The 18219-nt window shown below is 45.0% G+C and carries 20 protein-coding genes; 12 read left to right on the forward strand and 8 right to left on the reverse strand.

Annotated elements, in window-relative coordinates:
- Nucleotides 1-24 precede the first annotated feature (24 nt).
- The 4 genes from GUA98_RS05255 (at nucleotide 25) to GUA98_RS05270 (ending at nucleotide 5768) form a co-directional block, all read left to right on the forward strand.
- Entirely contained in the window at nucleotides 25-951 is a 927-nt protein-coding gene (locus GUA98_RS05255; protein ID WP_193722279.1) for an ABC transporter permease, read from the forward strand.
- Nucleotides 952-963: 12 nt separating this feature from the next.
- A complete protein-coding gene (locus GUA98_RS05260) occupies nucleotides 964-1860 on the forward strand; it encodes a carbohydrate ABC transporter permease (RefSeq protein ID WP_095287243.1) in 897 nt (298 codons plus the stop codon).
- A gap of 75 nt (nucleotides 1861-1935) precedes the next feature.
- Nucleotides 1936-3588 (forward strand): extracellular solute-binding protein, encoded by a 1653-nt coding sequence (locus GUA98_RS05265; protein WP_193722280.1) that lies wholly within the window; start codon nucleotides 1936-1938, stop codon nucleotides 3586-3588.
- A gap of 182 nt (nucleotides 3589-3770) precedes the next feature.
- Nucleotides 3771-5768: a glutaminase family protein gene (locus tag GUA98_RS05270; RefSeq protein ID WP_193722281.1), complete on the forward strand. Its 1998-nt coding sequence runs from the start codon at nucleotides 3771-3773 to the stop codon at nucleotides 5766-5768.
- A gap of 172 nt (nucleotides 5769-5940) precedes the next feature.
- On the opposite strand, the gene GUA98_RS05275 is transcribed toward GUA98_RS05270, so the two are convergent.
- From GUA98_RS05275 to GUA98_RS05295, 5 genes are all read right to left on the reverse strand, one after another.
- Complete coding sequence (locus GUA98_RS05275) at nucleotides 5941-6576, reverse strand: LysE family translocator (protein ID WP_193722841.1); 636 nt, start codon at nucleotides 6574-6576, stop codon at nucleotides 5941-5943.
- Nucleotides 6577-6688: 112 nt separating this feature from the next.
- The gene (locus GUA98_RS05280) at nucleotides 6689-7438 is read right to left on the reverse strand and encodes a YqcI/YcgG family protein (protein WP_193722282.1); all 750 of its coding nucleotides are present in this window, start codon (nucleotides 7436-7438) and stop codon (nucleotides 6689-6691) included.
- A 92-nt stretch (nucleotides 7439-7530) separates the two neighbouring features.
- A complete protein-coding gene (locus GUA98_RS05285) occupies nucleotides 7531-8100 on the reverse strand; it encodes a YdeI/OmpD-associated family protein (RefSeq protein ID WP_193722283.1) in 570 nt (189 codons plus the stop codon).
- A 43-nt stretch (nucleotides 8101-8143) separates the two neighbouring features.
- Nucleotides 8144-8659, reverse strand: a complete 516-nt coding sequence (locus tag GUA98_RS05290) for a DinB family protein (RefSeq protein WP_193722284.1) — start codon at nucleotides 8657-8659, stop codon at nucleotides 8144-8146.
- A gap of 83 nt (nucleotides 8660-8742) precedes the next feature.
- Entirely contained in the window at nucleotides 8743-9660 is a 918-nt protein-coding gene (locus GUA98_RS05295) for a helix-turn-helix transcriptional regulator (RefSeq protein WP_193722285.1), read from the reverse strand.
- A gap of 167 nt (nucleotides 9661-9827) precedes the next feature.
- On the opposite strand from GUA98_RS05295, the gene GUA98_RS05300 reads away from it, so the two are divergent.
- From GUA98_RS05300 to GUA98_RS29360, 6 genes are all read left to right on the forward strand, one after another.
- A complete protein-coding gene (locus GUA98_RS05300; protein ID WP_153978428.1) occupies nucleotides 9828-10304 on the forward strand; it encodes a DUF2975 domain-containing protein in 477 nt (158 codons plus the stop codon).
- A 9-nt stretch (nucleotides 10305-10313) separates the two neighbouring features.
- Nucleotides 10314-10547: a helix-turn-helix domain-containing protein gene (locus GUA98_RS05305; RefSeq protein WP_095358150.1), complete on the forward strand. Its 234-nt coding sequence runs from the start codon at nucleotides 10314-10316 to the stop codon at nucleotides 10545-10547.
- A 165-nt stretch (nucleotides 10548-10712) separates the two neighbouring features.
- Nucleotides 10713-11240, forward strand: coding sequence for a sigma-70 family RNA polymerase sigma factor (locus GUA98_RS05310; RefSeq protein WP_193722286.1), 528 nt, complete (start codon nucleotides 10713-10715; stop codon nucleotides 11238-11240).
- Nucleotides 11227-11985 carry a DUF4179 domain-containing protein gene (locus GUA98_RS29355; RefSeq protein WP_227779430.1) on the forward strand — a complete coding sequence of 253 codons (759 nt, stop codon included), beginning with the start codon at nucleotides 11227-11229 and terminating at the stop codon, nucleotides 11983-11985. The genes GUA98_RS05310 and GUA98_RS29355 overlap by 14 nt, the downstream gene beginning before the upstream one ends.
- A gap of 24 nt (nucleotides 11986-12009) precedes the next feature.
- Nucleotides 12010-12132 (forward strand): hypothetical protein, encoded by a 123-nt coding sequence (locus GUA98_RS29930; protein WP_265333572.1) that lies wholly within the window; start codon nucleotides 12010-12012, stop codon nucleotides 12130-12132.
- Nucleotides 12133-12144: 12 nt separating this feature from the next.
- Entirely contained in the window at nucleotides 12145-12702 is a 558-nt protein-coding gene (locus tag GUA98_RS29360; protein ID WP_227779431.1) for a hypothetical protein, read from the forward strand.
- 47 nt (nucleotides 12703-12749) lie between these two features.
- Here GUA98_RS29360 and GUA98_RS05320 read toward each other — a convergent pair whose 3' ends face one another.
- From GUA98_RS05320 to GUA98_RS05330, 3 genes are all read right to left on the reverse strand, one after another.
- Nucleotides 12750-13550 (reverse strand): hypothetical protein, encoded by an 801-nt coding sequence (locus GUA98_RS05320; protein ID WP_193722287.1) that lies wholly within the window; start codon nucleotides 13548-13550, stop codon nucleotides 12750-12752.
- Between the two features lie 12 nt (nucleotides 13551-13562).
- Complete coding sequence (locus tag GUA98_RS05325; RefSeq protein ID WP_193722288.1) at nucleotides 13563-13835, reverse strand: hypothetical protein; 273 nt, start codon at nucleotides 13833-13835, stop codon at nucleotides 13563-13565.
- Between the two features lie 229 nt (nucleotides 13836-14064).
- Nucleotides 14065-16428: a beta-galactosidase gene (locus tag GUA98_RS05330; protein ID WP_153978431.1), complete on the reverse strand. Its 2364-nt coding sequence runs from the start codon at nucleotides 16426-16428 to the stop codon at nucleotides 14065-14067.
- A 120-nt stretch (nucleotides 16429-16548) separates the two neighbouring features.
- Between GUA98_RS05330 and GUA98_RS05335 the strand changes: the two genes are divergently transcribed.
- Both GUA98_RS05335 and GUA98_RS05340 read left to right on the forward strand, forming a co-directional pair.
- Nucleotides 16549-17406 carry a helix-turn-helix domain-containing protein gene (locus GUA98_RS05335; RefSeq protein ID WP_153978432.1) on the forward strand — a complete coding sequence of 286 codons (858 nt, stop codon included), beginning with the start codon at nucleotides 16549-16551 and terminating at the stop codon, nucleotides 17404-17406.
- A 99-nt stretch (nucleotides 17407-17505) separates the two neighbouring features.
- Nucleotides 17506-18129, forward strand: a complete 624-nt coding sequence (locus tag GUA98_RS05340; protein ID WP_153978433.1) for a hypothetical protein — start codon at nucleotides 17506-17508, stop codon at nucleotides 18127-18129.
- Nucleotides 18130-18219 lie beyond the last annotated feature (90 nt).

An 18219-nucleotide genomic window follows, 5' to 3' on the forward strand; every position in this document is an offset into this window, starting at 1 on the left:
TGTTGAGAAAGGAGAGGTGGGAATGTGATCAAGTCAAGAGCAACCAACCATCGATTGATGAAGCGAATCTGGCAGCATAAACTTTTTTATTTGTTCATGCTGCCAGGTATTGTCTGGTTTTTTCTGTTCTCTTATGTCCCGTTGTATGGAATCCAGGTTGCTTTCCGGGACTACAACTTTATGGGTGGATTTACCGGAAGCCCATGGGCGGGTTTCAAGTATTTTGAACAGTTCTTCAATTACTATCAATCCGGTGACATCATCCGCAATACGATCATCATCAGTCTTATGAAGCTGCTGATCGGTTTTCCGATGCCCATTATTCTTGCACTCCTGTTAAATGAAGTCCGCATGATCCGATTTAAGAAGACGGTCCAGACGTTATCCTACTTGCCTTATTTCGTATCCTGGATCGTTGTGGTCACGCTGATGCAGAGGCTGTTGACACCCTATGGCGGACCAGTCAATGACCTCATGGGAACGATGGGGGCAGAATCAATCCAGTTTCTGAACAATCCAACCTGGTTCTATCAACTGATTGTTGGATCGGACATCTGGAAGAACATCGGCTGGAACTCCATTATCTTCATGGCAGCCATCGCAGGGATCGATCAGCAGCTCTATGAGGCTGCCAAGATTGATGGTGCAGGACGTTTCAGACAGATGTGGCATGTGACACTTCCAGGCATTCGCAGTGTGGCGATCCTCTTATTCATTCTTGCCGTAGGCAGCTTGATGAGTGCAGGATACGAACAGCTGCTTCTTCTGAATGGACCTGCTACCGCGAGCATTGGGAGCGTACTGGATGTTCATGCCATTAACTCCGGGATTCGTGAAGGGCGCCTCAGTTATGCCGCAGCTGTTGGGTTATTCCAAAGCGTTATAGGACTTATTCTGGTACTGACCGTCAATCGCATTGCCCGCAAAGTCAGTGATGTATCCCTGTTCTAAGGAGGTGACGATATGGAACGAAAATGGTCTGTATTCTCAGTGTTCAACTATACTTTTCTTGCGTTGGTCGGTTTCTCCATGATCTACCCGTTTATTTATATTTTGGCCTACTCATTAAATGAAGGTAAGGACTCGATGCAGGGGGCAATTTATTTTTTACCCCGAAAATTCACGTTGGAGAACTATGCCGAGGTATTTGATAATGCACGCATCTGGAAGGCATACCAAATTACCCTGATGCGCACCGTGCTGGGTACGTTCCTGCATGTGATATTGTGTACCCTTATGGCTTATGCGCTTTCCAAAAAAACATTGCCTGGCCGTTCCTTTTTTACCTTTTACATCTTTTTGCCCACGATTTTCAGTGCGGGTTTCATTCCGTTCTTCATTACACTTCAAAAACTGCATCTGATCAATACCTTTTGGGTGTACGTTTTGCCTCTGTTATTCAATTTCATGCACATCATCATTATTCGGACGTTTCTGCAAGGCATCCCGGAGGAATTGGAGGAGTCTGCCCGTATTGACGGCTATGGCGATTTCCAGATCTTCTTGAGGATCATCCTGCCTCTTTCAGGGCCTGTGCTCGCAACCATTTCGCTATTTATCGGCGTAGCGCATTGGAATGACTGGTTCTCTGGTGCCTACTACGTATCCAACAAAAATCTGATCCCCGTGCAGACCTTGCTGCAAGAAATGCTCACGGAAGCAGAAGCATTATCCAATTCCATGCAGCGGGCAGCGCAGCAAGGTGGCCAGACGGTAGGTGGAGTCGGAGGAGCTGGAGCAACACCGGAATCCATGCGCATGGCACTGCTTGTTATTACGGTTTTTCCAATCCTCTGCATTTATCCGTTTCTTCAACGCTATTTTGTCAAAGGGGTCATGATCGGTTCGGTTAAAGGTTAATCATTTCGATTTAACGATTCTAGCTATCAGGCTTAACCTTGATTCATTGATATCCATATCCAGGAGGCGATTGGTGTGAATAGGATTTGGTCGAAAGGCATGTCCGTATTACTCGTATCCATTATGGCTGGAAGTTTGCTGAGCGGTTGTATGAATTCATCAGGGAACGGAGAAGGCGACGGAGAGGGTGGCGGAAACACGCTGAAAATATTGCATAATTGGAATGGTTCTGGCGGATCGGATAATGGAATTACCCCTATAGAGGAAGTTATTAAGGAAAAGACCGGAGTGACGCTGGAATGGGAATATACCAAAGGCAGTGAGACCGAGAAGGTGAATCAGATCTTTGCCACGCAGGATTTACCTGATATCTATACCGGACCGGCTTGGGGAGGGGAGCTTGATGGGATCATCAAAGCTGCCAAAGAAGGTCAGTTAGTCGACCTATCCGATAAGTTGGACAATTATCCCAACCTCGCCAAGTCGATCGCGGAAGAAAACGTGCCGCCAGCATTATATGAAAAAGCGATCAATGCATATGAAGGCAAAAAGTATTTGCTTTTGCAGAATCAGCCCGCTACAAACGAAGACGGTATCGATTGGCTCTACGGGTTCTATGTACGCAAGGACATTGCCGAAAAGGTAGGTGTGGACCCGCAGTCGGTGGTAACGAAAGAGGATTTTTATGCCTTTCTCAAAAAAATAAAAGACGCCAACCTGCAGGAAAACGGGCAGCCTGTATTTCCACTGGGCGGATTCAGTAACGGTTGGGCAGTAGGTATCGGCAATACGATGTTCTATTCTGGAGCAAGTTACGTAGACAAAGGCGATGGTTCGTTAGAGCACAGCTTCTTCACGCCAGGTTATGAAGAATACATGCTGTTCTATCGTAAACTGTTGGCAGAAGGCCTGCTCGATCCGGATGTATTTACCCAAACAGACCCCATCGCCAAAGAAAAGATTAATCAAGGCCGTATTGCGATCCTCGCCGCACATTATCCGGCCATCCTGGATGCTTCGAAGGAATATGTCACCTCTCATCCCGGAAGCGATTACATTCCGGTTGGTCCGTTAGAGCGTGCTGATGTGGATCCGAATCGCCCTGTGGACCTTGGCATTCAGGGCAACAATGTAACAGTTATCACCAAAAGCTGCCAAGGTGCATGTGTGGATGCCGCACTTAAATTTCTGGACTACATGGCTTCTGACGAAGGCTTTATGCTGGCCAGATATGGGGTGCAAGGCGTTCACTGGGATATGAAGGATGGCAAACCTGCAGCCAATCAGGAATGGTTTGAAAAATTTGCAGCGGATCAATCCGGTAAAGTTCGCAAGAGTGTAGGTATTGGCATTGGTCTGGAATCCCTAACCGGACTTGATCGCATCAACTCATATGCCGGCGGAGATATCTGGGCAGACCAGGACAGACTGGATGCCATGGATAATGCTCGTAAAATCCTTCGTCCAAATGGTATTCAGGTTATTACCGCTTATAATCCGGGGGATGTCATCACGAACGCACCTGAATGGGAAATGTTGAAGCCTTCCATGGACCGGATGGGAGATGCCTGGAAGGAAGCTGTTTTTGCAAAATCGGATGAAGCTGCCATGAGCATTATTAACGAGTTGAGGGATCAATTGAGGAATACCGGATACGATCAAGCCATGCAGTTTACCAATGAAAATCTGAAAGGAAAAGACGTGGTGACCGTCCAGATGCCGAACTGATTTTGCTAACACTTAAAGCTAACGTGAGAGAATCCATGGGCTTTGTATTGCCCTGCCAGAAAGGCAAACAAAGCCCTAATGGATGAGTAGAGTGACGACCTGCAGAAGTTTAACGTGCGTATACATTTTAATATTCAGTGCTGAATAGCCAATAAATTTATATATGAAGGAGATGTAACATCATGACAACAAGTTTCAGGCCCCCAGCGGTGCCGCTGGTAACGGTCGACCCATATTTTAGCGTATGGTCCACAGCCGATCATCTCTATGAAGAACACACTCGGCACTGGACCAACAAAACTCAAGGCATGGTAGGCATGGCAGTGATTGATGGGAAAATCAGAAGATTTATGGGGAAAGTGGATTCACTTGATCATTCTGCGGATGTGGGGGGAAATGCCACACTTGTACAGACGAATCTGACCGTCGAACCTGTGACGACTCGTTACACGTTTGAAGGGGAAGGCATTGAGCTTCAGGTTGAATTTACCACGCCGCTGTTACTGGATGATCTTGAGGTGTTAACCAGACCCGTGACGTATGTTACATTCCTTGCTCGTGCAATCGATGGCCTAGAACACCATTTGAAGATTTATTTTGATGTAACAGGTGAATGGTGTGTGAACACACCAGAGCAGCAAGTGACCTGGTCTTCTTCTGTAATCGACCAACAATTGCATGCATTGACTATGGGAACCGTTGAACAGCCCCTATTGAAGCTTGCTGGCGATGATACAAGAATAGACTGGGGATATATGTATCTGGCGGTTCCCCTGTCCCCCCACAGCCAATCGGTTGTTCAATCTGTATCAAGTCGTGAGCAATATGCACGAACAGGGGCGTTGAAAGTAGAAGAGGATGAGAATAAACCAAGGACAGTATCAGATAATATGCCAGTCATGGCAACCGAGATGGATATGGGTCTTGTCCATGAAGAAACGGTTTCCGGTTATCTGATGTTAGCGTATGATGACATTCACTCGATTGAATATTTTCATCAACCATTGAACGCCTATTGGAAAAAAGATGGAATGACCTTTTATGACATGCTGATGATGGCAGCACAGCAGTATGAAGAGATCAGGAAGAGATGCGACAGCTTTAATCGTGAACTTCTGCAGGAAAGTCAGGAGGCGGGCGGCGCTTCTTATCGAGACATTCTGGCGCTCACTTATCGTCAAGCCATTGCTGCGCATAAGCTGGTTGTTGATGAAGCGGGCGAAGTTTTATTTTTCTCCAAGGAAAACTTCAGTAATGGCTGCATTGCCACGGTGGATGTAAGCTACCCGTCGATTCCGCTGTTTCTGAAATATAATCCTGAATTGGTCAAAGGCATGATGCGTCCCATCTATAAATATGCCAAGAGCAGTGAGTGGTCGTTTGATTTTGCGCCCCATGACGTCGGGACATACCCCAAAGCGAACGGGCAAGTATACGGGGAGAACAAGCTGGAGTACCAGATGCCGATCGAAGAATGTGGCAACATGCTGCTGATGGCGGCGGCGGTTAGCAAATATGAGAAGCATGCTGAATTTGCGCGTGAGTATTGGGAACTTCTGACGAAATGGGCGTCTTATCTGCTACAGCATGGTCTGGATCCGGACAATCAGCTGTGCACCGATGATTTCGCAGGCCATCTAGCACATAACGCCAATCTTTCGATCAAAGCGATATTGGGCATTGCTGCCTACGCATATATGTGTGATCAGCTTGAGATGAAGACAGAAGGAGCTGTATACCGAGAATCCGCTGCAAAGATGGCCAAGGAGTGGGTGTCCATGGCGGATGCCGATGATCACTATAAGCTGACGTTTGACAGCTCCAACGAATCATGGAGTTTGAAGTACAATCTGGTGTGGGATCGTCTGTTAGGCTTCAATCTGTTCCCAAAAGAAATTGCTGTGAAAGAACTCAATTATTACGCACGTCAACAAAATCGATACGGAACGCCACTGGATAGCCGGGATACGTATACCAAATCCGATTGGCTAGTATGGTGTGCCTCCATGAGCGAAACACAAGAGCAGTTTGAACAAATGATTTTGCCACTATGGCAATTCATGAATGAAACAACAAGTCGTGTGCCAGTAACCGACTGGTACGATACCCTAACCGGTAAACAGCTGAACTTTCAGAATCGATCCGTTGTTGGGGGATTTTTTATTCATCTGTTAAAATAATTCATTTTTCACAGACGTATGCCCTCTCAAGGTAAAGTTAACAAGGGTTGACGTATCTTCATTTGGGAACTGATGGAATAATGTAACGAATCGGAATCTCCGAGGAGGCATTATGAAATTCCGTTCCCTTTTTTTTGTGGAGATTATAGGGTTGTCCAATTAACGAAGACAATTACTGAATATATGTCCATAGAGAAAGTACGAATTCATACAAAAAATAAAACGAAAACCCGAGCAGAAGGATGCCTGCTGCAATGGAAACCCAATGGATCATTCGCCGGCTCATCACTTTGCGTGTGATGGAAACCAGAGAGACCAGACCCAGGTCGTGGATCAGAATACCGCACAGCACCCCACAAGCCGCTATAGCGAAGCTTTCCTTCCCGGCTGAACGATAGGAATCAGACAGAACCGCTCCGAATACGGAAACCCAAAAGATCAGATTACCTGGGGAGATGGCTACAAGCAGGCCGTTACGGTACGTTTTCCAAAATGATTTTCTTACCTTCTCGTCCGCTGGCGTGATATCCTGGTCTGCATTTCTGATCGAGTCATAACCAAGATAGGCAAGAAAAGCGGCTCCAACAAGCCATAGAGGAATCTGCACATAAGGCAGGGAGAGGATGGAGGCGAATCCAAAATACATGGCAAGGATCAATGCTGTATCCAGAGTCATTCCACCCAAACCAACCGCCCAGCCGTGAATGAAGCCATTCTTCAAGCCCTGTTTGGTCATCTCTACGGTGATGGCTCCGACTGGCATGGCGATAGCTAGTCCAATCAGAACATATTTAATATACAGTTCCATGTCCATAATCATTTCCCTTTCCTGAATCCGGTTAATGAGACGCTCCTCCTAATATCTGCAGAGTACAGCTTATTCGGAGGAGGCCTCTTTTAGGACAAGGAAGGGTAAACTTCTATTCCTGAATCTTCTCCGCTTGAAGAGCACGAAGAAAAGGACACCGAGAAGGGGAGGTATCATCATCTCTAAGAAAGTACTGCTTATACTCGAGATTTCCCTGCGATCCATACTGTTTTAATTCAGGATGAGCGGGTACAGCATCGTATTCGGCAAGTCGTTCACGAATCTTGGGCCCGATGGCAGCAGCTTTCTTGGGGTGAGCATTCCACTGGTCAAGTACCCAGCGAGGTGTCATAGCGAGCATAAAGTATGGGAAACTCCGGCTCTGCCTGTTGGTGTGAGCAGGGGTCCCGCAGTAGACGAAATAACGCTCATCGTCATAACAGAACTCCCATAAGGGATTCTCCGGGTTCTCCGGTATATCTTCCGGCCATGGCTTTACATCCAAATCACTGACCTGGCTTAACAATTCCCAAAAAAACGCTTCATACTCCAAAACCGTTCTTGTTTTATCCCTTAATTCAAGAAAGAGAATCAATGAAGAATATTCACCAAATGAACGCGAGGCCCGCCCGTATTCCGAAATGATCTCCGCGAGTTTGCGATCTGCGGGCTGGTGATCAGAGCCAGAAACAAAACCATACCGGAGATGCCCCATGGCGAAAGCCTGCGTCGCCGGAATACAAGGGAAACGTGCTTCCCGATCACTCATTTTGGAGGCAAACAAGCGGTAGGCCTCCTTTTTCCATGCTTCCAGAGGAGCATCGACGTTCTCCAGTTCAGAATGTTGATACAAAAGCGACATGAACAGTCCTCCTTTTACCTATAGGATATCGTCCAGAGGCAAAATGGTGACTGTCCCACATCACTTCGCTATGATAGGCGGGGGAATACCATTCAGTAATTTAGAAGTCGCCCACCGTCATGCCATTGACCAACCATTTTATTGTCTCTTGTGTGTGTGATGAATTTATCCAATCTGTGATTAAACACTGCGGGCTGATTCCTAACGCTCTGAATAGTGTCGATGCGCACTCTTGTATATAAAGCGGGAAAAGCCATGAAATTCTCATAAGTCTGTGCATCCTCTTTGAGCCGGATCTCAATATCCTCTGGAATGTGGAAAGACTCAATTTCCATGTTTGGCAGCACGCGTCTTCCTTCATCTCTCATGAATCCCAGCTTTTCAAGACGCCTTACCCGTTCTTTGTTCAATTCAGTCCAGGAGCTGTTGTGGCTTCGGGGTGACAGTCTCTGTGCAAGCTCTGTATTCGAAATTTTCTTCTTCAGCCCATCAATCCAACCAAAGCAAAGGGATTCTTCCACGACGTCCAAATAAAATAGCGTACCTGGCTTTGGAGTCATGCTTACAATAACCCAGCAGGAAGTTTCAGTTCTGCAGCGTGTCTGCAGCCACGATCTTAAGTCTTCTCTTGAGTTTATAGAGAGTAAATTTTGAATTTCCATTGTGCGACTGCTCCAATCCTGACGATCCTGTTTCGTTGTTGATTTAATTGAACTGCACAGGTTGCTGATACCAAAACAGACAATAGTCGTTCATGACGGATGCATGCCCCAATTGACGCAGCATTGTAGATACATTTCCCCTGTGATAGGTACCGTGATTCACCACATGCAGCAGCATGTTGGACAACGTTGTTTCGCAGATGCCAGCGTATGGATTATCAAGTATGATGGTTTGCTCCAAATCGGTTTGAGACTGTATCCACTGCTGGTATCGATCTGCCAATGCGGCGTAGGTGTCCATGTACTCTTCGACGGTAAGGAATGTTTTTCCGTTCAATGGCATGCACTCTTGCAGTGCTTCACCCATTGCCATACCTGATAAAACGAGATACCACATCTGATCTACTGCGTAGATATGGCTTAGGGCATGGGCGATGGTGGGGAAAGAGCTGTTCAATTCCTGACTTAGTACAGAAGAGGGCAATTCCTTGATTCTGCCCAGGATCGTTTGGTTGGCCCACGTGTGGTAACTCAGCATTTCCATTGAAACATTTGTCATTTAAAATATCTCCTTTTGTAATACGATGATTTTTGTTTTTGAATCTGTTGTGATTATAAAAAAAGAAGTATGACAACAGAGTGTCATACTTCTTCGTATAGCAAAATGGCTTGCTGCAGCTGTTCTTTCAAAATCCCTCGAAGTTCTCGCGGCTTAATCACTTCAACTCCACTGCCCAAACCCAGCAGAAATGAGTGAAGCCATCTTGCCTGTAGGGGTTGGTAAACGGAAATTTGCATGGTCATGCTTCCGTCCTCGTTAAATTGCTTCTCTGCCTGATGAAAATGGTCAAGTGCTTCTGCTAATGCTTCAGGTGCAACCCGAAAGACAACGTCACTTATCTGATTTTTCCATTCCTCATTTCGCCAAGAACTCTCTTTTGGCAGCTCACTATGCGGTTGGAAAGAAGCTTGCGTCAGCGAGAGATTCATTATACGAGATAGACGGAATTCCCGGTAATCCTGGCGTACACGGCAGAAACCATATACGTACCAATTTCGATATTTAAAATAAAGCATCACCGGTTCCAACTCACGGCTTGTGCGTTCATTCTGATTGTTAATGTAATCAAAACGGACAACGATATGCTTCGTGATCCCCGACCGTAGCTCACGAAGCGCATGGTGGTCCGTACGATGGGTCTCCAAGTCCACCGTCAAGGTGGGTGTCTCCTGCTCAGACCCAACCGTTTGCAGACGTTCAATCGTGCCCTGTGCTCGCTCATCCTCAAATATAGTGGAGAGACTGCGCAGAACCGTAATCAGAGAGTGAACATCGTACGAACCGAGCAGACTTTTGTCCATTTTGTATCCGTCCATCATGCCATACCCGCCGTTCATTCCCTGATAGGAAACTACAGGAAAGCCAGCGGCACAGATCACGTCGATGTCCCGATATATGGTTCTTGGGGATACCTGAAACTCTTCGGCCAGCATGGAAGCAGAGACAACTTCGTTGTTCAGCAGCTTGTAGATCATAGAGATTAATCGTTCCAATTTCATGAGTAAGGACCGCCTTATTCAACGTTTTTATTCATTATCGTTGGTCGTTATTATATCACAAGTGATTGCTTAACAATAATAAAATAATAAAATTCAATAATAATTTATTGTAAAACGATAAATAATATGATAAATTCAAATCACTTAAAACAAGTGAGGTGCTTTTTGTGAAACGAGGTTCAACATTCTTTCTGAAAATCGCTGTTCTGCTTATTGGGCTTCCCATTCTGGCGTTGTGCATCTTCGGCATACCTTGGTTAGCGAATCATCCGGTGAATCCGAATTATGCCGGTTCGCTATATCCTATTGTGATCATGATGTATATCTCCGTCATACCGTTTATCATTGCGCTGTTCCAGTCATTCCGTCTTCTGAGCTATATCGATAAGAACGAAGCCTTTTCTTCATTCTCAGTCAGATCTTTAAAAATCATAAAATATTGTGCTATTGTAATTAGTAGCCTATATCTCGTGATGCTGCCGTTCGTTTTTCTGGTCGCAGATAAGGATGATGCGCCAGGGCTTATTATTGTCGGAATGGTTCCCATCTTTGCTTCGCTGGTCATTGCAGTGTTTTCCGCTGTTCTCCAAAGACTGTTACAGGAAGCCATTGATATTAAATCCGAAAATGACCTAGTGGTTTGAGGTGAAGACATGGCTATTATAATCAATATTGACGTGATGCTGGCTAAGCGGAAAATGACAGTTACCGAACTTGCGGAGAGAGTTGAGATTACGATCGCCAATATTTCCATATTGAAGAACGGGAAGGCGAAAGCGATACGTTTGTCCACTTTGGAGGCAATTTGCAAAGCGCTGGATTGTCAGCCCGGAGATCTATTGGAATATAGAGCGGATGAAGACGAAGACGCCATTGAGCAGTCTTGATAACGATGCAGATACAGAAGGCAGTCGAACGATGATGTTCGGCTGTTTTTGGTTAGAAAATAAGAATTTAATCATGATTCGAAAATAATAGTAACCTTTTGTGAACCAAATGAAGCCATTGGTGATCTAATGATTAGATCGTATTGAGGAGGAGGGGAATTCTTCGTGGATTTGACCGAGAAAGCAGAACTTGCACGAAAAGGGGATAAGCAAGCATTTGTAGCATTAATACGGACGATTCAGCAGAGCCTCTATGTTATAGCAAGATCAATCGTAAAGAACAACGAAGATAGTGCAGATGCGATGCAAGAGACCATTACCAAAGCATTTACCAGTATACATACATTAAGAGAACCTGCTTATTTTAAAACATGGATTATTCGGATACTAATCAATGAGTGCAATCAAATGAATCAAAAAAAGAAGCGAGTATCTCTGCTCCCTTACGACTTGAGAAAGACTTCATACAAGGATGAGTATGAACAGGTTGAGCTATTTGAGGTGATTGATGAACTGGATGAACAGCTTCAAACAATCGTCACGCTCTTTTATATCGAGGATTTGGCGATTAAGGACATTGCCAGGGTGCTTGAAATTTCTGAGGGTACGGTAAAGTCACGTCTGTTCAGGGCTAGAAAGCTACTTTCTGAGCTCATGCTAGGGGAAGGAGAAGATAAATATGAGTTATCATGATCCGTTTGATCACGAAATTAAACAATTTCTTAAACCGAAATCACAAGACGTCGTCCTTCCCGATACAGTCCAAATGGCTGTGGAGAATGCTCTTTCTTCACTACCTGAGCAAAGATCGAAAAAGAACGCTCGCCTTAATCGTTGGAGATGGGCTGCTGCGTCTATAGCTCTCTTATTTGCTCTAGGGGCGGTCATGATCTATACCGTTCCAACCTTTGCTGAAATGATCAGATCTTTATTTGCCAAAGATAATCCCGATATCGGACTCCTGCGCGCACAAGAGCTGGGATTGGTACATAATCCACATATTAAAGTAAAGGACAAAGGATATACGCTTGTCATTGAGGAAGTTGTAGCAGATCCTGCACGAGTCACGCTTGCACTTCAGCTTTTTGATAAACAAGGAGAGCATGATCGATATAAGCTGAGTCTAGGGGAGCAGAACACCATTACGATTAAAGATGCACAGGGAAACAATGTGGGCAGTATGTACGATATGGGTTATACAAATGATTTTTATTATATGGTCGAATTTTTTAGTGAGCCGCTCCAAACGGACAAGATTACGATTGAGGGAAATATTAATAACCTTGGAACTGGCAATCAACGTACGATAGAAGGAAATTGGAATTTTAGCTTTGACCTGGATATGAAAGAGGCGAACAGTAAGACCCGAGTTGAGGAACTCTCTGGAACTTACACAACACCACATGGAATGACCGTCAATTTAAAAAGGATCACATGAATGGTACAGGGAGTACGATTCGAATTGGAGACCGAACTGAATGATGCAGCCATGGCAAGCTCCCCCGGTGATTTGTGGGAAAAACAAGCATTGAGCTTTCACTTTGAAAATCTCGAAAACGAAGAAATCCACTCCGTAAATCCATAGAAATCTGGTTACATGGACAGCCTGATGACATCTGACTATAACGTAATTGAAAAAGGAAAAATGCGATGGAGCTATACGTTTAAGTATCTCCCTGAGAATGAACCTTACCGTTTTGTATTGGATGGATACTCTATTGCAGAAGTGGATGGTAGCAAGTTTTCCTTTAAACCTGCGGAGTTATTAGAGCCTAAGTCTTTTAAGGTTTTGAAGGATAAATTGGACATCATTGGGACTTCGTTGGAGAAATCACAAAATGGTGGCGAAGCAGATGAACTAGCTGTATTATTCTACGGAGAAATGCAGAATGAAATTCGTAATGATGAGTGGAAAGCATATGATTCTGCAGGTAAACAGTATAATGTGAGTAAGAGAGGAGCATCGACCTTAATGGATACTCTGTCCAACCATTGGGGAGAGGGATTCATTGGCATGGGAGATCGTACAATGGATAGTCCTTTCGAATACCGTATTGAGGGGTTAGATCATATTCCAGAAGAACTTAGCCTAGTGAGAGAAGTGGTCGATAAACGATATAAAGATCCTAATTGGTCCGAAATACTAAATGAGTAACCCAAAACGAACTTATTCCTGTCATGGAGTAAGTTCGTTTTGGGTTTCTAATGAATGAGTTCATACCATTGAGCCCATTCCTGTTTGTTGATTTTTTGTACGGGCTTAACTTGATTAGTCTTTGAATTATATCTAAACAGAATCAGTTGATCAGAGGGATACTCACTAATGTAATCCAGAATGTTCCCGTTTTTCTGCCATAGAACAAGATTAGTACTTATATAATTGGTCGTTCTCGGGAGAAAGCGGAAGCTGTCTTTAGTTGGATCATATATGGCTAACGAGCTTTTTTCAGTGTTTCCAAATGAAATGGCGATCTCATCTCTTTTGGGTGACCAATGATAGGAGGCAATGGTTTCAATGGTTTGATTTCTTTCCTCCTGCAGACGATCATTCAACACCATAAACTTCCCGGTTTTAACATTCACAAGAATAAGGGTTTTGCCCGCACTCCGCTCAGCATGAATGGCTATCCAAGTCTTCGACCGGGAAACATCCATACTGATAATATCCAACAGTTGATCATCGAATTTCCCCGTATTTATGATGTATGCTTGCTCTCCTACGGCGACCTTAATGGATTCAATCACGTTTTGTTCGAATGAAGCCTGATCAGGTTTATTCACCACGTCTGCTTCTAAGATAACATTCATTCCCGTCCAAACTATTTTATTCGCACTGACCTTCTTATTAAATTGGTTGGCGCTTGGGTAAATGGACGAATCAACGACCTTGTGTTCAACTGAACTTTTAACAGAAGTCTTCGAGACTGATTGTTGTGGGACACTCAACATGGATAATGAACTGAGCAGGATAGCACTTGATAAAAGAATATGCGTATATTTCATGATTACATCTCCTTATTGGTTGGAGGAGTGCAGTGAAGCCGATCCTCTGGAATGGCTGTCTGTAGAGATAATATGATGGGCCATCTCATAGGATGACTCGTAGAGGGTGACGTCCCAACTTTTGGCAGCCTCCACATATTTGGACGGATTACGCACAACTATTCCGCTGATTTTGAATACATGGGGGAGCTGCTTCGCGATCCGCAGATAAGCTTCGGCTCTCCAGCCAAATCCTATAATCCCAAAGCTGATTGGTTTACTTAAAAAAATCTCCTCACTTCTCATGCTTCTACTGAAAGAAATATGTATGTGTATTTCCTGTATTTTCTACTCAAGGATACCACGTAGCTGAGCATTTAAAACGAAAGAATTGGAAAAAAGCAGGTGCAACCCGAATATTTAAAAGAACCTGAACGGATGTTTAATCCTTCGTATGACGAAGTTAACCTACACAGCGATATGAGAAAAAGCCCTGAGTTGTTCGATTTGAACGAATTCAGGGCTTTATGCGATCTTAGTTGGAGAATGGGACGGATAGTTGTCCAATCGCAGCAGCAGTTTTAACCGGATACAACGCGACTTGATATTGCGGAATGGCTTCAATACGGCGGAATTCGGCGATCTCGACTCCCTCAAAGCGCTCAATTTGTGCCTGATTGACAAAGGTATGGACCGTTCCTCTGCGCTGCGGCGTTATGGATAAGTGCAGTTCAGAGAACTCAAGCTGCGTGTAAAATTCCTTCAAACCGATGGACCAGGTCTTGCCGTAAGAAATATGATCCGTAAATAGTCGGCCATTCAGGAACGCTTCAGCCACATCACCTTCATAATCCACCTCAAGCCATACATCATGAACATGAGCCGGCCATTCTCCGGCAAATTGCAGCAAGGCCGATTTCTCCGCAGGTTTCTCGATCAACACCTCTGGTGTATATTCAGGCATATCTATTGTATAGGTAGTGAAAAGAGTGGAACCCCCGTGTTGACAATGAACAGTGCTGGAATTTTGGGCATGCAAATCTTGCTCTGGATTGGGATACAGCGAAACAGCAATATGGGAAGATCCTGTCGATGTGCAGATAAGCTGATGATTACTGACCGTTACAGGACAATCGCTGAGAACCAGTGTTGGTTGTCCCCATAGTTCAAAAGTGTATGCTTTTTGCGCTTCTTCTCTTGAAAGCAAAACAAAACGTACGGAACCACCATCCGTGGTTAGGAAGTTAACTGATTTATTTTTGTCCACGCTTGGTTGAATCACATAACAAGATCCGTGATCCAATATTACACTTCCGCTGGACTGTAGATCCTTTAGTTTCGTTTTGGAAACGACGTATTCCGGTGTCATGCCTTCATGTGCATAGAAGAAAATCGTTTTTTCTTGATTTGTATTGATCATGGTGAGCAATGGAGCCGTTGAGCTAAGTAGGGTCACGCCATGAAGTTCCAGATTAAACGGCAGCATCAATCCGATTCCTTCAGGAAGCTCAAGTTCACCTTCAGCAGGGAAGGCAACGCTGCCTTTGGATGTTTCCAATTCGATGCGTAATTTACGGCGGGGCAGGTCGACCTGGTCCTGAAAATTATTCAGGAAAACAAAGCCTGAGCCGTCTTGATGTCTGACACACCAGCGTAATGTCTCTGTATCTGTCGGTTCGATGGTAGACTGACCTTCAGGCAGAACCGTTCTCATCGGAGCAAGGATCGATCCGAAAGACTCAAGGAACAAAGAGATGGCGCGGATGCGGTCATAGGATGCACCAACTCTGCCGAATTCACCCAAGGGAGACTGGTAGTCATACGTAATTTTCGGCAGGAATTGCTCATTGAGGTAACTCTTTTTGCCGACGGGGTTGGAGCCGCCGTGATACATGTAATAACCCAGCAGATTGCTGCCGCTGGCCAGTTTGACAAGGGTCATGGCTTCAATGCTGTTTGCCGGGACATATGGCCTCACATTATAACTAACCTGCATACCGCCAGCCATTTCACAATACGCAACGGGATATTCAGGTGCGTCAAAATGAACGGGCTCCGCCGGAGTAATATGAAGATCACGATACACAAATTCCTTGCTTGGAGGCTGGTCAGGCAGCCAAGAAGTATAAGCATAACCTGCAAGCATAGGCAAAAAGCCTTCCTCAGGAACGGCAGCTCCGCCCCAAGCGGTAGCCGTGAAGAACAGCGGACGAATGCCTGCATCCTCGGCAATGCGGCGCAGCTCGGCCAGATGAGTTGTACCTCCGGTTCCCGAGGACAGAAACTTACCGGTTTTGTAACCCCAGGCATCATTCGGTGCTCCGGCGTGCATGAATTCATTTTCCAACTGTACGGCTATCACGGGTCCTCCGTCCTGATACAGGCTGCCTTTCATTTGACTAGCGATTTCCCGATACAGTCTGCGTGTAAGCTTCAGATATGCAGGATCATTCGAGCGAATCTCAATAGGTTTGGAAACTACCCAATCCGGAATTCCTCCATTGCGAACCTCGCCGTGGCAGAATGGACCGATACGAAGGATAAGGGGCAGATCCAGCTTGGCACACAGATCGATGAAATGACGCAGGTTTCGATTCCCACCCCATTCAAAGACCCCTTCTTCTTCCTCATGAAAATTCCAAAAGACATAGGTGGCTACGATGTGAATTCCACCGGCCTTCATTTTCAGCAGTTCTTCTTCCCAGTACAAGTATGAAAACCTGGAGAAGTGAAATTCACCTACAATAGGGATGAAGGGCTCGCCATTACGAGTCATATAATAATTGGTGAATCCAAAGGCATCTCCTCTGGGATTGGCACCACCAAGCATACCCAATTTTCCGGGATGGATGTTCTTACGGTCTGCATCTATTAAAGATAATTTTGAGATGTGGCTCATTGCTGGGACAACCTCCTTGTGATATGTTCTTTACGATGAATTCTACTGTGTTCAATAATAAAAGAAATATCGTTACAGCTACATTTTATATGGAATAGATCATAGCGAGGTAGTGTGATAATGGCTAAAAAACATGCGGATTATGCTATAGTTGGACACAGGCCCTTTGGAATATTGATCGCAGGTCATTATAAGGAGTTGAACGGATATGAAATTCATCGACCAACGGGGAGCATCGACTGGTTATTAATGTATACGCTTTCGGGTGAAGGGGAAATACAGCATGGCAAAAATTCGATAACCTGCATAGCGGGGGATGTGGCGATTCTTATGCCAGGGCTTCCGCATCATTATCGAACGAAGCAGGATCATTGGGAATTTATATGGGTACACTTCATACCCGATCCCCATTGGAGTACTTGGTTGAAGCTACCTGAAACGTCAGCTCGTTTCATCTACCAGCGGATAGTTTCGGAAGAGGTACAGCATGATTTGCAAAATGCTCTTCAAAGATTGGTGCGTCATGGATTTTCGGATGGCCGTTCGGAACAATATCGCCGATTATCTGAGCTGGCCCTCGAGGAGACGTTGATTCATATTCAACACACCTATCCACCGGATGTTCCGGCGACGATGGATCCCCGAATTGCGGAGATCATGCGGTATCTGCAGATGTATCCTGCGCAGAAAATAAGCATACCGGAACTGGCGAACCGATGCTGTTTATCCACCTCACGCCTCTCTCATTTATTTAAGGAGCAGGTAGGGGATACGATTCTAAATACAGTTCACAAGTTCAGATTGGAGAAGGCAGCGCAGCTTCTCGCTGGAACGAATCGGCAAATCGCAGAGATTGCTGCGGATGTCGGATTCGACTGCGGTATACATTTTACAAGAAAATTCCGTGAAGCCTTTGGCGAGACACCATCGGCATTTCGGAAACGAAAAAATAACCTTCAAGCGAGATTGTTGGATTGATCTAATAAACTGCTGAAGCGAAAGACAAACCAAATGAAAGCATCTATAATGTGTAGAACGTAAAATAAAGTTGTAGCATCAGAGGAGGACAAGTGCAGCATGAACCTTTTTCACATCCAATCCATCATACACGGAACTGATCGAACTGCAGCCTTCCTGGAAGATAACTTTATCGGGATCGATTGGCCAGCTACAGGGGATTTGGAACAACTGCCGACTGAAGAATGGAAAGAGCAAATCGGGCAGCATTATGCCATACCTGAATCGGAGCTGAGCGGGATAATAGGTACCCTACAGGCATTTGTAAACATCATACAGGATGGAGATCATGTCTTAATTCATGACGATGAGTGGGTATATGTTGGAGATGTCGGTGACTACTTTTATGATGACTCCGTTAGCATTGAAGAAGATTCGATATGTCATCGGCGAGGCGTAACGTGGTTGGGACGAATTCCACTGACAGAGATAAACGATAAGGTACGTGCTCTGATTTCGAATGCTTCGATCATTTCAACATTCGAGTATCCACTTTCACAGGCTCAATTGGAGCCGTGGATTTCAAGAACTTCCGAAACGGAAACGGCAGTTCAACATTCGGTTGGCGTAGATGACGGAACAGTGCAGGAAGCTCTCGACGTACTAAGGAAGGCATTACAGAGTGAAGACGAGGAACTTCGTATTCGTGCGGCGACGGCCATTTTACAATATGCGAAGAAATAAAAAGAACATGAACAGATATGTAGAGTAACGAAAATGGAACTAGCAGATATACGAACTTTCAATGCTCATTACGGTTTATGTCTATACACT

Origin of the sequence: Paenibacillus sp. P13VS (genome assembly GCF_015143645.1) — a bacterium.
Lineage (GTDB): Bacteria > Bacillota > Bacilli > Paenibacillales > Paenibacillaceae > Paenibacillus > Paenibacillus xylanilyticus_A.

Bases quoted from the DNA above. Each gene is read 5' to 3' on its own strand.
- GUA98_RS05330 (WP_153978431.1), bottom strand. From the start codon at position 16,428: ATGAGCCACATCTCAAAATTATCTTTAATAGATGCAGACCGTAAGAAC.
- GUA98_RS05280 (WP_193722282.1), bottom strand. From the start codon at position 7,438: ATGTCGCTTTTGTATCAACATTCTGAACTGGAGAACGTCGATGCTCCT.
- GUA98_RS05285 (WP_193722283.1), bottom strand. From the start codon at position 8,100: ATGGAAATTCAAAATTTACTCTCTATAAACTCAAGAGAAGACTTAAGA.
- GUA98_RS05305 (WP_095358150.1), top strand. From the start codon at position 10,314: ATGGCTATTATAATCAATATTGACGTGATGCTGGCTAAGCGGAAAATG.
- GUA98_RS05270 (WP_193722281.1), top strand. From the start codon at position 3,771: ATGACAACAAGTTTCAGGCCCCCAGCGGTGCCGCTGGTAACGGTCGAC.
- GUA98_RS05290 (WP_193722284.1), bottom strand. From the start codon at position 8,659: ATGACAAATGTTTCAATGGAAATGCTGAGTTACCACACGTGGGCCAAC.
- GUA98_RS05260 (WP_095287243.1), top strand. From the start codon at position 964: ATGGAACGAAAATGGTCTGTATTCTCAGTGTTCAACTATACTTTTCTT.
- GUA98_RS29360 (WP_227779431.1), top strand. From the start codon at position 12,145: ATGGACAGCCTGATGACATCTGACTATAACGTAATTGAAAAAGGAAAA.
- GUA98_RS05295 (WP_193722285.1), bottom strand. From the start codon at position 9,660: ATGAAATTGGAACGATTAATCTCTATGATCTACAAGCTGCTGAACAAC.
- GUA98_RS05320 (WP_193722287.1), bottom strand. From the start codon at position 13,550: ATGAAATATACGCATATTCTTTTATCAAGTGCTATCCTGCTCAGTTCA.
- GUA98_RS05325 (WP_193722288.1), bottom strand. From the start codon at position 13,835: ATGAGAAGTGAGGAGATTTTTTTAAGTAAACCAATCAGCTTTGGGATT.
- GUA98_RS05335 (WP_153978432.1), top strand. From the start codon at position 16,549: ATGGCTAAAAAACATGCGGATTATGCTATAGTTGGACACAGGCCCTTT.
- GUA98_RS05340 (WP_153978433.1), top strand. From the start codon at position 17,506: ATGAACCTTTTTCACATCCAATCCATCATACACGGAACTGATCGAACT.
- GUA98_RS29355 (WP_227779430.1), top strand. From the start codon at position 11,227: ATGAGTTATCATGATCCGTTTGATCACGAAATTAAACAATTTCTTAAA.
- GUA98_RS05275 (WP_193722841.1), bottom strand. From the start codon at position 6,576: ATGGAACTGTATATTAAATATGTTCTGATTGGACTAGCTATCGCCATG.